Annotated in this window: 14 protein-coding genes; 11 read left to right on the forward strand and 3 right to left on the reverse strand. The window is 67.5% G+C overall.

Annotation, left to right across the window (positions count from 1 at the left end; all coding sequences use genetic code 11):
- The coding region (locus tag A5634_RS13265) for a PE family protein (protein ID WP_155769527.1) at positions 1-1,732 on the reverse strand (1,732 nt) is incomplete at its 3' end.
- 349 nt (positions 1,733-2,081) lie between these two features.
- Here A5634_RS13265 and A5634_RS13270 point away from each other — a divergent pair.
- Positions 2,082-3,227 (forward strand): CoA transferase, encoded by a 1,146-nt coding sequence (locus A5634_RS13270; protein ID WP_081290407.1) that lies wholly within the window; start codon positions 2,082-2,084, stop codon positions 3,225-3,227.
- Complete coding sequence (locus A5634_RS13275; RefSeq protein WP_065144509.1) at positions 3,221-4,525, forward strand: amidohydrolase family protein; 1,305 nt, start codon at positions 3,221-3,223, stop codon at positions 4,523-4,525. Before A5634_RS13270 ends, A5634_RS13275 begins: the two co-directional genes overlap by 7 nt.
- Here A5634_RS13275 and A5634_RS13280 read toward each other — a convergent pair.
- Positions 4,510-5,433: an alpha/beta hydrolase gene (locus tag A5634_RS13280; RefSeq protein WP_065144510.1), complete on the reverse strand. Its 924-nt coding sequence runs from the start codon at positions 5,431-5,433 to the stop codon at positions 4,510-4,512. The genes A5634_RS13275 and A5634_RS13280 overlap by 16 nt on opposite strands.
- A gap of 86 nt (positions 5,434-5,519) precedes the next feature.
- Between A5634_RS13280 and A5634_RS13285 the strand changes: the two genes are divergently transcribed.
- From A5634_RS13285 to A5634_RS13320, 8 genes are all read left to right on the forward strand, one after another.
- Positions 5,520-6,173, forward strand: a complete 654-nt coding sequence (locus A5634_RS13285) for a class I SAM-dependent methyltransferase (protein ID WP_065144521.1) — start codon at positions 5,520-5,522, stop codon at positions 6,171-6,173.
- Between the two features lie 17 nt (positions 6,174-6,190).
- Complete coding sequence (locus A5634_RS13290; RefSeq protein WP_065144511.1) at positions 6,191-7,408, forward strand: molybdopterin-dependent oxidoreductase; 1,218 nt, start codon at positions 6,191-6,193, stop codon at positions 7,406-7,408.
- Position 7,409: 1 nt separating this feature from the next.
- On the forward strand, positions 7,410-7,910 hold the full coding sequence (locus A5634_RS13295; RefSeq protein ID WP_065144512.1) for a hypothetical protein: 501 nt from the start codon (positions 7,410-7,412) through the stop codon (positions 7,908-7,910).
- Positions 7,911-8,030: 120 nt separating this feature from the next.
- The gene (locus A5634_RS13300; protein WP_065144513.1) at positions 8,031-9,230 is read left to right on the forward strand and encodes an alpha/beta hydrolase; all 1,200 of its coding nucleotides are present in this window, start codon (positions 8,031-8,033) and stop codon (positions 9,228-9,230) included.
- Between the two features lie 54 nt (positions 9,231-9,284).
- Positions 9,285-10,694 carry a WS/DGAT/MGAT family O-acyltransferase gene (locus A5634_RS13305; RefSeq protein WP_065144514.1) on the forward strand — a complete coding sequence of 470 codons (1,410 nt, stop codon included), beginning with the start codon at positions 9,285-9,287 and terminating at the stop codon, positions 10,692-10,694.
- A gap of 59 nt (positions 10,695-10,753) precedes the next feature.
- A complete protein-coding gene (locus A5634_RS13310) occupies positions 10,754-11,533 on the forward strand; it encodes a crotonase/enoyl-CoA hydratase family protein (RefSeq protein WP_065144515.1) in 780 nt (259 codons plus the stop codon).
- A gap of 146 nt (positions 11,534-11,679) precedes the next feature.
- Complete coding sequence (locus A5634_RS13315; RefSeq protein ID WP_065144516.1) at positions 11,680-13,185, forward strand: class I adenylate-forming enzyme family protein; 1,506 nt, start codon at positions 11,680-11,682, stop codon at positions 13,183-13,185.
- Positions 13,182-13,478, forward strand: a complete 297-nt coding sequence (locus tag A5634_RS13320) for a hypothetical protein (protein WP_065144517.1) — start codon at positions 13,182-13,184, stop codon at positions 13,476-13,478. Before A5634_RS13315 ends, A5634_RS13320 begins: the two co-directional genes overlap by 4 nt.
- 47 nt (positions 13,479-13,525) lie before the next feature.
- On the opposite strand, the gene A5634_RS13325 is transcribed toward A5634_RS13320, so the two are convergent.
- A complete protein-coding gene (locus A5634_RS13325) occupies positions 13,526-14,098 on the reverse strand; it encodes a TetR/AcrR family transcriptional regulator (RefSeq protein WP_065144518.1) in 573 nt (190 codons plus the stop codon).
- Positions 14,099-14,544: 446 nt separating this feature from the next.
- On the opposite strand from A5634_RS13325, the gene A5634_RS13330 reads away from it, so the two are divergent.
- Positions 14,545-15,257, forward strand: a 713-nt coding sequence (locus A5634_RS13330) for a crotonase/enoyl-CoA hydratase family protein (protein ID WP_065144519.1), incomplete at its 3' end; no start/stop codon positions are given.

A 15,257-nucleotide genomic window follows, 5' to 3' on the forward strand; every position in this document is an offset into this window, starting at 1 on the left:
GACCCAACCCGCCCTGGCCGCCGTCGCCACCGAAGCCGAGGAACCCGGCGTTGCCGCCACTGCCGCCGTTGCCGCCGCTGCCGAGCAGCCAGGCGTTGCCACCGCCGCCACCGAGGCCGTCACCGGCTCCGCCGGTTCCGCCGTTGCCGCCGGAGTGGCCGTCACCGATCAGGAACCCGCCGTAGCCGCCGGTGGCGCCGTTGCCGCCGTAGCCGCTGGTGCTGTTACCGCCGTCGCCGCCGTGACCACCCCAGCCGAGTAGTCCGGCGTTGCCGGCGGTGCCGCCGTTGCCCGCGGCTCCGCCCAGGAATGTCGTCGACCCGCCGTGTCCGCCCGACCCGCCGATGCCCAGCAGGATGCCGCCGTTGGCCGCGGCACCGCCGGCACCGCCGTCGCCGCCGGCGCTGTTTCCGCCCGTCCCGCCGGCGCCGCCTGCACCGAGCAACCAGGCGTTTCCACCTGCACCACCGGCGCCACCGGATCCGATACCGCCGAGGTTGGCGCCGCCGTTGCCGCCGTTCCCGGCGCTGCCGAGCAGCAGGCCACCCGCGGCTCCGGCACCACCGGCGCCGCCGAATCCGGCCGAGCTGATGCCGCCGGCGCCGCCACTGCCGCCGTAGCCGAGCAGGATGGCCGCCCCGCCGGCCCCGCCGGCGCCGGCGTCGGCTCCGACGCTGGATCCGCCGGCACCGCCGTGCCCGCCGAGGCCGAATAGATACGCGTTGCCACCGAGCCCGCCGGCGCCGCCGCCGCCCGTACCGGCAGCGTCACCGCCGGCGCCGCCGGACCCGCCGAACCCGAACACCGCGTTTCCGCCGTCGCCGCCCGCGCCGGCGGCACCCAAAAGTGCGCTGTCTCCACCGGCCCCGCCGGAGCCCGCGATGCCGAACAGGCCGGCGTTGGCTCCCGCGCCCCCGGTACCCCCGGCGCCGTGACCGCTGCCACCGGCTCCGCCGGATCCGCCGTGCCCGAACAGCAGCCCACCGCTGCCGCCCGCCGCGCCGGCCGCCCCAGCGGCGCTCACGCTGGATCCGCCAGCTCCGCCGGCACCACCACTACCGATGAACCGGCCGCTACCGCCGAGCCCGCCGAATCCGCCGGGGCCGCTGCCGCCGGTGTTAGCCCCGCCTGCGCCGCCGGCGCCGCCGTCTCCGGCCAGCCACCCGCCGCTGCCGCCTGCTCCGCCGGCCCCACCGGCCCCGGTTGCCGAGTTCCCACCTGCGCCGCCGGCGCCGCCGTGGCCGATCAGTCCGGCCGATCCGCCCGCGCCGCCGGCCGAGCCGGCCGCGCCGGACCCGCCTCTGCCGCCGCTGCCGTACAGGTACCCGCCGGGTTTACCGGCCCCGCCGGTGCCGTCGACTCCGTCCGCGCCGTCGCCGATCAGGGGACGCCCGAACAGAAACTCGGTGGGCATGTTGATCAGATCGATCACCGGCTGCAGGGGAGACGCGGCGGCGGCTTCGGCCGCCGTGTACGCGGCCGCGCCTGACGAAAGGGTTTGCAGGAACCGCGCGTGAAAGGCTGCGGCCTGCGCGCTGAGGCTCTGATATGCCTGGCCATGGGTGCCGAACAGGGCCGCGATAGCGGTCGAGACCTCGTCTTGGGCCGCCGCGAGCAGGTTGGTGGTCGACGCCGCAGCCGCCGAATTTGCCGACTCGAGGGTGGCCCCGAGGCCGGCCAACTCCGACGCCGCAGCCGTCAGCGTGTCCGGCGCTGCAATCAAGTACGACATGAACACCGTCCACTAGCTAGGTCATGACTTTCGCGGCCCAGAACATGTCACCCGGTCATGTTGGCCCGCTAAACAGATACGAACGATAGCGCGTTTTAGCGCTAGACAGACTAACTTCTGACAAATTTACTGAAATTCATCTAATAAGTCTCCTTCAGGCGATCAAAGCGCCAGGAGGGACATCAAAATCGCTGGTCAACCTCGGCTTCCAGGCGATTTCACCCGATTTTGATGACCGTCAGTACTGGCAAACCGTCCATCGAGCGCACGACAGGCACGTTGGTGGGGTGTGACCTGCCCCGGCAGACCGCTACCGGCAACGGCGAGCAACCATGGTGGGGTGATTGCGGTGCCATCCGGACGGGCCAGCGCGTGGGGCGACTGCGGACTGGCCTACCTGACCGGTCTGCCGGAGGGACCACCGGATTTCTCCCGCGCCAACGTCCTCGAGCGCGCCCGGCAGATCGTCCCCGACGCGGCGACCCTGCTGACCGGACGGGCCGCGCTACTGGGTTTAGCTCGTGGGGGCCGCGTCTCGGCCGGTGGAGCCACCCGGTTGATCGCTGCTCGCGACGGTTGGTGTGCGATCACGCTGTCGCGTCCCGACGACGTCGCCGCGGTGCCGGCCCTGTTGGCTACCGACGCCGTACCCGATACCTGGCCCGCGCTGCAGCGGTGGGCGGCGTCCCAACCGGTGGCAGCCGTCGTCGACCGCGCCGAACTCCTGGACATCCCCGCGGCCGGCCTAGGCGAGGTCACCGCCGCGCCGCCGCGGGTACGCCGGACCGGACCCCCCGCGTCGAGGCCGCCGCCCTCGGAGTTGCTGGTGGTCGACTTGTCTTCGATGTGGGCCGGTCCGTTGTGCGGGCACCTGCTGGCCCGGGCGGGCGCCGCCGTCGTCAAGGTGGAGAGTCCACAGCGCCTCGACGGCACCCGGTCCGGCAACCGAGCCTTCTTCGACTGGATCAACGCGGACAAGCTCTCCTACTGTCTCGACTTCGATCGGCAAGTCGACGAATTGCGGGCGCTGCTGGCAGTCGCCGACATCGTGATCGAAGGGTCGCGGCCCGATGCGCTGGCGCGCCGCGGCCTGGGGCCCGACGATCTCCCGCCGCGTCCGGGCCGCATCTGGGTGCGCATCGCCGGGCACGGGGACGGGTCGCGCCGGCCCGCGTTCGGCGACGACGCCGCGGTGGCCGGTGGCCTGGTGGGGACCGGACCGGTGTTCTGCGGTGACGCCATCGCCGACCCACTGGCCGGACTCGAGGCGTACCGTTCGGTCCACGAATCGTTGGACCGTGGTGGTGGCGAACTCGTCGAGGTTGCGCTGTCCGCCGTCGCCGCGACCTATGCGGCACTGCCAACAGGACCGACCGAACCCGGACTACCCGCTCCACCGCCCACGGCGCCCAAAGTGCCTAAAGCGGCGGCGCCTCCGGGTGCCGACAACGACGTGGTGCGTCTGATGACCGAAAGACGTTGCCTGTCATGCTGATTCAACGGGCCACGTTGCTGGATGGCACACCTACCGACATCCGCGTCGGGGCGCGGATCGAAGAAGTGCGGCCCGGCCTGCGTCCTCGAGATGGGGAGGGCATACTCGACGCGGGCGGTGGTCTGGTGCTGCCGGGGCTGCACGACCACCACGTGCATTTGCGTTCGGCCGCATCGGCTTTGGATTCGCTTTCGCTGGGACCGCCAGCGGTGCATACCAAAGAGGAACTCGCGCATGCGCTTAGCCACGCCGTACCGGGACCCGACGGGTGGATTCGCGCGATCGGCTACCACGAATCGGTCGCCGGCGAATTGGACCGCGCTGCCCTGGATGCTTTCCTGGCCAATGTCCCCGTGCGGGTTCAGCACCGCAGCGGCGTGTTGTGGATGCTCAACTCGGCGGCGCTGGGTCGGGTCGGTCTGGCCGGTCATCCCGACGGACGGTTGCGCAGTGCTGATCGCGGCTGGACGGAGGCGTTGCAGCGAGGCGAATCCGACCTGGCCGAACTGAGTCGGCGCATCACCGCCACCGGCGTCACCGGCGTCACCGACGCCAGCCCCGATCTTGGTGCCGAGGGCCTGATTTCGCTGATGATGGCGCATCGCAGCGGCGAGTTCCGGCCGGGAGTGCGACTGCTGGCACCGGGTAAAAAGATCCTGCACGACGATCGTCTGGACCTGGACGCCCTGACGCTGTGGATCGGTGACCGCCACCGGCTCGGGCAACCGGTCGCCGTGCATTGCGTGACGGCAGCCCAACTGGTGGTGACCATCGCGGCATTACGCGCCGCGGGCGGCCATCCGCTGGACCGCATCGAGCACGCCGCGGTGGTGCCCGAGGACAATCTGTCCGATCTTGCCGAACTCGGTGTCACGGTCGTGACACAGCCCAATTTCGTTGCCGAGCGCGGTGATCAGTACCTGACCGACGTCCCGGAGCACGAACATGATCAACTCTGGCGAGTTGCATCGCTGCTGCGGGCCAATATTCCGGTGGCGTTGTCCACCGACATGCCGTTCGGCGACGGCGACCCGTGGGCGGCGATGCGTGCCGCGGTATCGCGCAGCACGCGCAGCGGTGCCGTCCTCAATGCGGCCGAAAGTGTCTCGGCGCGAGCCGCTTTGACGATGTTTCTGGGCTGGCCCGATCGTCCGGACCGGCCGCGGACCGTCGAGATCGGCGAGCCGGGGGACCTGTGCGTACTTTCCGAGCCACCCGCGGTCGTGCTGGCCGAACTCGACTCGAGCTTGGTGGCCGCCACCCTGGTCAGAGGCCAACTCGTCTATTTCGCAATGTGATTGGCCAGCACCGGGCGCAAAACGTCGCACTGCAACGTGAAAAACTCATGCGACACTCCGGCTTTCGGCGCCACCAAGTCGAAACCATGGAACGCGCCCGGAATCAGATCGAGTTGGCACGGCACGCCGGCCTCGACCAGCCGTCGCGCGTACTCGACATCCTCGTCGTGAAACAGGTCGTGCGTGCCCACCCCGATCCACGCCGGGGGTAACCCGCTGAGGTCGGCGCGCCTGGCCGGAACCGCCACCTGGGGGTCAGCGCCACCCAGGTAGGCCTCCCATCCGAACTCGTTGGCTGTCTGGTCCCACAACCGGTAATTCGGGTTGACCGGTGTCGACGAACTGCGGTCGTCGAGCATCGGATACGCCAACAGTTGGAACACCGGGACAACCCCATCGTTTTCCCGGGCACGATCGCGCGCCAGCAGCGCGAGCGCGGCGGCCAGGCCGCCGCCGGCGCTGGCCCCGCCGATGGCCACCCGGCCGGCATCCACGCCGGGCAGCGCGGCCAGCCAGGTCAGCGCCGCGTAGCAGTCCTCCAGTGGTGCGGGATAGGGAAACTCCGGTGCCAGCCGGTAGTCCACCGAAGCGACCGTGATGCCCAGCGCCTTGCTAAATCGGCGACATAACGCGTCGTCCTGTTTCGCGCTGCCGAAGACGTATCCGCCGCCGTGAATCCACAGCAAGGCGGCGGTCGGTCCGGTGACGTCGACGGGCCGGTAGAGCCGGACACCGACGCCGGCACCCAGGGTCAGCACCTCGACGTCGCGGGGCGTCCGCCCCAGGCGCATCAGCACCGATGCGCGCCGCATCAGCGGCAACGTGCGGCGACCGACCAACCGCTTCGGGGCAATGCGCGCGAGCCGGCGCAAATCCGGGTGGACTTCGTCATTCGGGGTATTCGCCATCGGTCCAGTATCCGACTCGGGCCATCCGGGTCTGCTTCGGCACCGAATCACCACAGGTGGTCGAGCACGATGCGAGGAGCGTGGAGATGCTGGGTCAGTTGTATGAGCGGGCGCTCGGTGGCGAAGGGTGTTGGATCCGCCACGACGACGGTGAATTGAGCCCGTTGCCGACCCGCCGCTGGTTGGGGGGCACGGCCTGCGACGAAAATTTCTACGAGGATTTCGACGAGGCTTTCGATGAGGCTGTGACCCAGTTGTGTGACGGGCCGACAATAGAGCTGGGCTGCGGGCCGGCGCGGCTGGTGGCGCGCTTGGTTCGGCGCGGCGTGCCGGCGCTGGGCATCGACCGCTCGGCCGCTGCGATCCGGTTGGCGAGTCGGATCGGCGCTCCCGCGCTGCTAGGCGATGTGTTCGAACCGCTGCCCGGCACCGGACGGTGGCGCACGGTGCTGTTGGTGGACGGCAACATCGGCCTCGGCGGCGACCCGCTGCGCATCCTCGGCCGCGCCGCCGAGTTGCTGGCTCGCGGCGGCCGTTGCGTCGCCGAGTTCGACGCCCGCGCCATTGGAATCCGAGAACGCTGGGTTCGGCTGGAATGCGGTCGCGACGTCGGGCCGTGGTTTCGTTGGGCGTCTGTCGGCGTGGACAGCGCCGACATGCTTGCCGCGCGGGTGGGCCTTACCTTGACTGGTGTGCGGATGCTCGGTGACCGGGTGATAGCGACCCTGGCCGCGCCGTGAGGCCCCCGGCGCACCTAATGAGCCGCTTCAAAAGCCCACTGCGCGGCCCGTGGCTGACGTCGGTTTTCGGCCTCGTGCTGCTGGTGGTGCTGCCCGTCGTCGTCCTCACCGGTCTGCTTTCCTACATCGCCTACGCTCCGCAGTTCGGCCAGGCCATTCCCGCCGACGTCGGCTGGCTGAGGCTGCCCCTGTTCACCTGGCCTACCCAGCCGTCCTGGCTGTACCGGCTGTCTCAGGGGCTGCACGTGGGTTTGGGGTTGGTGATCATCCCGGTGGTGCTGGCCAAACTGTGGTCGGTGCTGCCGAAGCTGTTCGTCTGGCCGCCCGCGCGTTCGATAGCGCAACTGGCCGAACGGTTGTCGTTGCTGATGCTGGTCGGCGGGGTGCTCTTCGAGATCGTCACCGGCGTGCTCAACATCCAGTACGACTACATCTTCGGGTTCAGTTTCTACGATGCGCACTACTTCGGGGCTTGGGTGTTCATCACGGGTTTCCTCATGCACGTCACCCTGAAGTTTCCGCATATGATCACCGGATTGCGCGCCTTATCTCTACGAGAAGTGTTGCGTACCAAGGTATCCGACACCCGTCCCGAACCCCCGGATGCCAGCGGACTGGTGGCCGTCGATCCGGGCGAGCCGACGGTGAGCCGACGCGGCGCCTTGGCCCTGGTGGGATCCGGGGTTCTGCTGCTGGCCACATTGACGGTCGGCCAGACGCTCGGCGGACCGGCGCGCAGCGTCGCGCTGCTGCTGCCCCGCGGCCGGGGCCGCGATTTCCCGGTCAACAAAACCGCAGCTGCCGCTGACATCACACCCGATGCCGTGGGGCCGAACTGGCGATTGACGTTGCGCGGCGGGCCTTCTGAGGTGGTGCTGGACCGCGGCGCGCTGGCCCGCCTCCCGCAACGGACCGCACGGTTGCCGATCGCCTGCGTCGAAGGTTGGTCGACGGTCCAGACCTGGAGCGGGGTGCGACTGTCGGATCTGGCCCGCCTGGCCGGGGTGCCGGCGCCGAGTGCGGCTCGGGTGAGTTCACTGCAGCGCGGTGGCGCGTTCGGCGCGGCTACCTTGCAGGCCAACCAGATTGGCGATCGGGACGCGCTGCTGGCACTCCGCGTCAACGGCGCGGAACTGTCCTTGGATCACGGCTATCCGGCCCGCATCATCGTCCCCACGCTGCCCGGTGTGCACAACACCAAATGGGTAGCCGCCATCGAATTCGCCGGGAACTGAAATGCCGGTCAAGTCAACGCTTTTCCGCAGGTATTACGGTTCTCATCCGTTGCACCTGCTGATCATGCTGGCTGGTTTCGCGCTGCTGGGGTACATCCTGGTCACCTTCAAGCCCGCCACGCTGTGGAACTCCGAGTCCTGGTGGCAGTCGATCCTGGTCTGGTTCGCCGCCGCCGTTATCGGCCACGACCTGGTCCTCTTCCCGATCTACGCAGCGGCCGACGCGGCGATCTCGCGCGATGGTAACCGTAGGTGCTTAAAAGTGCCGATCCGCAACTACATTCGCGTTCCGGCCCTGGGCGCTGGGCTGACCCTGCTGATTTTTCTGCCCGGAATTATCGAACAAGGCGCACAGACCTACCAGGCGGCCACCGGACAGACCCAGCAACCGTTTCTGGGCCGGTGGCTGCTGTTGGTCGCAGCGCTGTTTTTCGGCAGCGCCGTGCTCTATGCCGGCCGACTCTTTTGGCGGATCTTCAGGCCCAAGCAAACCAATACATGACGTTTCAGCGTTATAAAGTACGCTCCCAGCAAATACGTGACCGGCAGTTTTCTATGCATGTGGTGCCAACGCCGCGATAATGCTGGGTTATTACCCGGCGGTAGGGGTACGCTCCCCTCCATGACGGCGACCGGACAGTCAAAATCCTGCGTCAAATGGATGATGCGGGCCGGTCCCGCTGACTATCTGCTGGCAATGAGTAAGGCGAGCGCCTCGCTACCAGTGGTCGGGAAGCGACTCGAGCCGCTGGGGACCATCGCCGCGATGAGTGTCTGGGGCATGCGACTGGCCCCGGAGCTGATTTCCGCCTCGGCCAAGCAGCGGTTCGCGGCGGGCAGCGGTGAAACGCGACGCCGGGACCGGGAAAGCACCAACGAGGTTTCCATCGCGGCCCTGCGCGGAACCGTGTCCGCGGCGGAATTGGACGTCGAGTGGCCGGCGGCCGAGCGCACACCGCCATTCTGGGAGGCGCTACGTCGAAGCCGGTACCTGCACCGTCGGGGCGTCCATTACGGCGACAAGCCCGCCCAGACGCTGGACGTCTGGCGCCGAGAGGATCTGCCTAACGCACCCGCGCCGGTGCTGATTTTCGTGCCGGGTGGGGCATGGGTACACGGCAGCACCCAGATGCAGGGGACCGCCCTGCTGTCGCGTCTGGCGGAGCAGGGCTGGGTGTGTCTGGCGATCAACTACCGGGTGTCCCCGCACCACCGGTGGCCACGGCACATCACCGACGTGAAGACCGCCATCGCGTGGGCGCGGGCCAACGTCGACAAGTTCGGCGGCGACCGTGATTTCGTCGCGATTGCGGGTTGCTCAGCCGGCGGGCACCTGGCCGCGCTGGCCGGCCTCACCGACGACGACGCGCAGTACCAGGCGCGGCTTCCCGAAGGCGCCGACAGCTCAGTGGACGCGGTGGTCGGGATCTACGGTCGCTATGACTGGGAGGACCGTTCGACGCCCGAGCGCGATCGGTTTGTCAACTTCTTGGAGCGGGTGGTGGTGCAACGGTCGATCGCCCGTCATCCCGAGGTGTTCCGGGACGCGTCGCCGATCGCACGAGTACATCGAAATGCCCCGCCGTTCTTGGTGATTCACGGTAGTCGCGACAGTGTGATCCCGGTGGAGCAGGCCCGTAGCTTCGTCGAGCGGCTGCGTGCGGTGTCGACCGCCGCGGTCAACTACGTCGAACTACCGGGCGCCGGTCACGGCTTCGACATGTTGGACGGCCCCCGGGCGGGCGCCATGGCGCACGCGACCGCGTTGTTCCTCAACCAGGTGCACCGCACCCGGGCGCAGTTCGCCAAAGAGGTCATTTGATCTCGACCGTTTAGCGCACCGCTTGTAAGGTCGCGCTATGGGTAGGGAACTGCGATGAAGCGGCTCACCGGCTGGGACGCCGTGCTGCTGTACAGCGAAACGCCGAACGTGCACATGCACACCATCAAGGTTGCTGTCATCGAACTCGATGAGAACAGCCGCGGCTTCACCCTGGACGCGTTTCGCCAAGTCATCGCCGGCCGGATGGACAAGCTGGTGCCGCTGGGCTATCAGCTGATCGACGTCCCGTTCAAGTTCCACCATCCGATGTGGCGGGAGAACTGCGAGATCGATTTCGAATACCACATCCGGCCGTGGCAACTGGCCGCGCCGGGTGGCCGGCGCGAACTCGACGAGGCGATCGGCGAGATCGCCAGCACGCCGTTGGACCGCGCGCATCCGTTGTGGGAAATGTATTTCGTCGAGGGCCTGGCCAACGATCGGATCGCCGTGGTGCTCAAGATCCACCACGCGCTGGCCGACGGTGTCGCGTCAGCCAACCTCATGGCGCACGGCATGGACCTGATGTCGATGCCGCAGGCCAGTTCCTACACGCCCGATCCGGCGCCCACCAAGCGTGAGCTGATGGGCACGGCGTTCGTCGATCACATGCGGCACATCAAGCGGATCCCGGGGACGATCGGCTACACCGTGCAAGGCGTCCGCCGCGTGCGGCGCAGCTCGCGCAAGCTCTCCCCGGAGCTGACGCGTCCGATCGACCCGCCGCCGACGTTCATGAACCACATGCTGACCCCGGAGCGTCGGTTCGCCACCGCCACGCTGGCGCTGGCCGATGTGAAGGAGACCGGCAAGAAGCTCGGCGCGACGATCAACGACATGGTGCTGGCCATGTCCAGCGGAGCTTTACGCAGGCTGCTGCTGCGCTATGACGGCAAGTCTCCGGCGTTACTGGCCTCGGTCCCGGTCGCCTACGACATCTCCCCGGAGCGGATCTCGGGCAACCATTTCAGCGGCATGTTGGTCGCGATTCCCACCGATGTCGACGACCCGCTGCAACGGGTGCAGGCCGCGCACGATAGTGCGGTGTCGGCCAAGGAGGGCCACCAGCTGCTGGGGCCGGAGTTGATCAGTCGCTGGGCCGCCTATTGGCCGCGGTCGGGGACCGAGGCCATGTTCCGGTGGTTGGCCGGCCGCGACGGGCAGAACAAGGTGCTGAACCTGAACATCTCCAACGTCCCCGGCCCGCGGGCACGCGGCCGGGTGGGCGGCGCACTGGTCACCGAGATCTACTCGGTGGGGCCGTTGACCGCGGGCAGTGGCCTGAACATCACCGTGTGGAGTTATGTCGATCAGCTCAACATCTCGGTGCTGTCCGACGCCGCCACTCTCGAGGACCCGCACGAGGTTACCGAGTCCATGATCGCCGATTTCATCGAAATACGTAGGGCCGCAGGGTTATCCGACGAGCTCACGGTTGTCGGCGAGGCGATGGCCCAGGCCTGAGACCGCTTTACACTGACCGGCTGATTCGTCACGCGGACGCCGCGGCTACCATCGGCACTGTGAGCGACGAAGCTAACACCGAACCCGAGGTCCTGGTCGAGCAGCGCGACCGGATCCTGATCATCACCATCAACCGCCCCACGGCCAAGAACGCGATCAACGCGGCGGCCAGCCAGGGCCTGGCCGACGCCATGGATCGGCTTGACGACGACGCCGGCCTCTCGGTGGCGATCCTGACCGGAGCCGGCGGTTCGTTCTGCGCCGGCATGGACCTCAAGGCGTTCGCGCGTGGCGAGAACGTTGCCATCGCGGGCCGCGGCCTGGGCTTTACCGAGCGTCCGCCCGCCAAGCCGCTGATCGCAGCGGTGGAGGGCTTCGCGCTGGCCGGTGGTACCGAACTGGCGCTGGCCACGGATTTGATTGTGGCGGCGAAGGATTCGGCATTCGGCATTCCGGAGGTCAAACGTGGCCTGGTGGCCGGTGGCGGGGGACTGCTGCGGCTGCCCGAGCGCATCCCGTATGCGATCGCGATGGAGTTGGCGCTGACCGGTGATCAGCTGTCCGCCCAACGTGCCCACGAACTCGGGTTGGTCAATGTGCTCGCCGAGCCGGGCGGTGCGCTGGACGCCGCGATCGAACTCGCCGAGAAGATCACCGCCAACGGACCGTTGGCGGTTGCCGCCACCAAGCGGATCATCACCGAATCACGCGGCTGGACGCTGGAGAACCGTTTCACCAAGCAGATCGAGATCCTGGCGCCGATCTTCATGTCCAACGACGCCAAGGAAGGCGCGATCGCGTTCGCCGAGAAGCGCCCCCCGCGCTGGACGGGCACCTAAACCCGCGCGAACAGACACAAAAGCACCTTGGAACCAGAAAGCGCCCAGCGTTCCAAGGTGCTTTTGCGTCTTCTCGCCACCCGATGGTGATGGGTTACACTGTGACCTACATTTGTAAAGGGCGGGGAATCCCAGAAGGGTCGAGAATGAGCGTTTCGTTGCTTCTCGAGATGGCTGCGTCGGGCAACCCCGACCGCACCGCCCTGGTTTCCGGCGGAGTCTCGGGCGACGTGCGGCTGACCACCCAACAACTCAGCGATCTCGCCGACGGCGGGGCCGGCGTCATCGCGGCCTCCGGTGCGGGCCACGTCGTGTACGTCGGCACCGGCGGCGCCATGTTGCCGCTGCTCATCTTCGCCAGCGCGCGGGCGGGTCTGACCTTCACCCCGATCAATTACCGACTCTCCGCGGATGGCATTCAGGCGCTGATCGACCGGTTGCCCGACCCGTTGGTGATCGTCGACGAGCGCTACCGGGAGACATTGGCCGAGGTGGCCAAGCGCCTGATGACCTCAGACGACTTCGTCGAAGCCGCCCGCACCGCTGAGCCCGCGGCGGAGTTTCCCGACCCGGATTCGGTTGCGATCGTGCTGTTCACCTCCGGCACCACCTCACAGCCCAAGGCCGTCGAGCTCACTCACAACAATCTGACCAGCTACATCACCGGCACCGTCGAATTCGATTCGGCCGCACCGGAAGACGCGGCGCTGATCTGTGTGCCGCCCTACCACATCGCGGGTGTCGGAGCGGCGTTGTCCAACCTGTACGCGGGGCGAAAGATGGTGTACTTGCCCAACTTTGATGCCCACGAATGGGTACGGCTGGTCAACGAGGAGCGAGTCACCACCGCGACGGTGGTGCCCACCATGCTGGACCGCATCGTCACCGTCCTGGAGACGCGCGAACATCAACTGCCCGCGCTGCGCAACCTGGCCTACGGCGGTTCGAAGGTGGGCCTGCCGCTGGTGCGCCGGGCCCTCGAACTGCTACCCGGAGTGGGTTTCGTCAACGCCTACGGCCTTACCGAGACCAGTTCGACCATCGCCGTTCTGACCCCCGACGACCACCGCGAAGCGCTGGGCGCAACGGATGCGGCGGTGGCAAGACGGTTGGGTTCGGTGGGCCAGCCGGTGCCCGGTATCGAGCTGGAGATCCGCGATGCGGACGGCACCGTACTGGGGGCCGGGCAGACCGGCGAATTGTTCGTGCGCGGCGAACAGGTGTCCGGTCGCTATACCGGTATCGGCTCGGTACTTGACGAAAACGGTTGGTTCCCAACCAAAGACATCGCCATGTTGGACGAGGACGGCTATCTGTTCATCGGCGGCCGCAGCGACGACACCATCATCCGCGGCGGTGAGAACATCGCGCCCGCGGAGCTGGAAGAGGTGCTGATCGAGCACCCGCACGTTCGGGACGTCGCCGTCGTCGGCGTGGAGGACGAGCAGTGGGGCCAGGCGATCGTCGCCGTGGTGGTGCCGCTCGACGGCGTCGACCCGGACCCCGACGAACTACGCGAATATGTCCGAAAGAGCTTGCGGGGGTCGCGTACACCGGACCGAGTAGTGTTTCGCGACGAGCTGCCAACCACGCCTACCGGCAAGGTACTGCGCCGGGAGATCATCGAAAACCTAACAGGGACACAATCATGATCAAGAACGGAACCCGCCTGGCCAGCCAGGTGTGTGACACTCAAATCATCGTCGTCCGAAGCGCCGACAGCCTCGACGATTTGCGTTGTGGCGGTGCGCCAATGGTGGAGATGGGCGCGCCGCGTTCCGGCGAACTCGACTCAGCGTTCGCCGACGGCAGCGTGATGGGCAAGCGCTACGTCGACGAGGCCGGGGCCGAGGTACTGGTAACCAAACCCGGCGCGGGCAGCCTCAGCGTCGGCGAGACCAAGCTGTCCCTCAAAGAGGTCAAGCCGCTACCTGCCAGCGACTGACCGCCGCGGTGCTAACGGCTGGTGCGGCAGGCCGATCCGCCCAGCCGTCAGCCCTTGTCGGAAATTCCGTTGCGCCTAACGAATTCCCTTGCCTTTATTAAGAATTCGAGCTGGTCACCCACATCACGCAGCGGCCGGGTGCTGCGAGTCGACCGACACAGCACGATGGCACCTTCCATGGCTGCAATCGAGGTCACCGCCAGCGAGGTAGCGGCTTCGTCGTCGAAGCCGTCGGCAACGAACGCCTGGGCCAATGCGGTGCACCAGCGCCCCAGAATGTCGCCTGCCTCAGCGGCCAATGGGAGTTCGTCGTCGGCAGAACTGATGGCGGCCGCCACCACCGGGCAGCCGGCGTGGAATCCACCGCTGGTCAGCAGATGTTCCCAGAACTCGACGAATTCGCGCAGCAACGCCTTCGCGCCCCGCCCCGCGGCTTCGTTGATGGTGGCCGTGATCGAATCACCGGCGTACTGCAGTGCCTCGGTCAGGATTTGATTGCGGCCGTCGGGAAAGTGGTAGTACACCGAACCGCGGGGGGCGCCGCTGCGGGCGAGTACCGCGTCAATGGTCAGGCCCGCCGCTCCGCACTCCCGCATCACCTGTGCGGCGCTGACGAGCATCTTCTTGCGAGTGCCACCGCGCCCACTCGGGACGAACGGGTCCCGCGCGGAATCTTCGGACGTCGGCCCAGCGGCCGAACTGGCTACGCGATTCATGCAGCGGGCACGGGACTGGGTTGGGTTGCCGGGCACGGCGGCTGTGGACGGTGCAGCCGGAACGGACGGCGCCGGTTGTGCATCGCGCGCGTAAATCGATATCCCACGATGTTGATCTCGAGGATCCACATGTTCTTCTCCCACAAGGGTGCTGCCTTCATGCGCCTTGGCCCCCAGCTCATGAATATGCTAAGCAGCATATTAAACGTTAGGGCGAATAAGCAATTCTAAAGCTCATAGTGAGCAAATCCGCGGGACAGCGCCTGATCATCGCCCGCACCCCTAAGGGGAGACTTACCGTCTGATTATGCTCTATTGCATAATTCTGGGTTCTGCGCTTCACTTTGCCCATGACGACCGTGTCTCTCGAGCGCGACGGCCACGTCCTGCTCATCGGCCTCAACCGGCCGCACAAACGCAACTCGTTTGATCGGCAGATGATCGCCGATCTGTCGCGCGCCTACGCGCTGCTGGAATCCGATCCGGACCTGCGGGTCGGCGTGCTGTTCGCCCACGGGGACCACTTCACCGCCGGGCTGGATCTCGTCGACGTGGCGCCGGGGATAGCGGCCGGCGAAGCTTCGATTCCCGAGGGCGGGCGCGATCCGTTTCGGCTGGACGGCTCCTGGACCACGCCGCTGATCGCCGTCGCGCACGGATGGTGCATGACGCTGGGTATCGAGTTGCTGCTGGCTGCCGACATTCGCATCGCGGCTACCGGAACGCGATTCACCCAGCTGGAGGTGCAACGCGGCATCTACCCGTTCGGCGGCGCGACCATCCGTCTCCCGCGCGAGGCCGGGTGGGGCAATGCGATGCGCTGGCTGCTTACCGGTGACGAGTTCGACGCCGCCGAGGCACACCGGATCGGGCTGGTCCAAGAGGTTGCCGACGACGCCGCGACTGCGTTGGCCCGGGCACGCGAGATCGCGCAGACCATCGCCGAACGCGCCGCGCCCCTAGGGGTGCGAGCCACGCTGGCATCGGCGCATCTGGCCCGCACCCAGGGAGAAGCAGCGGCGATCGAGCGGCTGCGCTCTGACGCGGCCGCACTGGTGAACAA

Source organism: Mycobacterium asiaticum, from assembly GCF_001673365.1.
Taxonomy (GTDB): domain Bacteria; phylum Actinomycetota; class Actinomycetes; order Mycobacteriales; family Mycobacteriaceae; genus Mycobacterium; species Mycobacterium asiaticum_A.

Coding starts and splice junctions, on each gene's coding strand:
- A5634_RS13275 (WP_065144509.1), top strand. CDS start 3,221: ATGCTGATTCAACGGGCCACGTTGCTGGATGGCACACCTACCGACATC.
- A5634_RS13280 (WP_065144510.1), bottom strand. CDS start 5,433: ATGGCGAATACCCCGAATGACGAAGTCCACCCGGATTTGCGCCGGCTC.
- A5634_RS13285 (WP_065144521.1), top strand. CDS start 5,520: ATGCTGGGTCAGTTGTATGAGCGGGCGCTCGGTGGCGAAGGGTGTTGG.
- A5634_RS13290 (WP_065144511.1), top strand. CDS start 6,191: ATGAGCCGCTTCAAAAGCCCACTGCGCGGCCCGTGGCTGACGTCGGTT.
- A5634_RS13295 (WP_065144512.1), top strand. CDS start 7,410: ATGCCGGTCAAGTCAACGCTTTTCCGCAGGTATTACGGTTCTCATCCG.
- A5634_RS13300 (WP_065144513.1), top strand. CDS start 8,031: ATGACGGCGACCGGACAGTCAAAATCCTGCGTCAAATGGATGATGCGG.
- A5634_RS13305 (WP_065144514.1), top strand. CDS start 9,285: ATGAAGCGGCTCACCGGCTGGGACGCCGTGCTGCTGTACAGCGAAACG.
- A5634_RS13315 (WP_065144516.1), top strand. CDS start 11,680: ATGAGCGTTTCGTTGCTTCTCGAGATGGCTGCGTCGGGCAACCCCGAC.
- A5634_RS13320 (WP_065144517.1), top strand. CDS start 13,182: ATGATCAAGAACGGAACCCGCCTGGCCAGCCAGGTGTGTGACACTCAA.
- A5634_RS13325 (WP_065144518.1), bottom strand. CDS start 14,098: ATGCTCGTCAGCGCCGCACAGGTGATGCGGGAGTGCGGAGCGGCGGGC.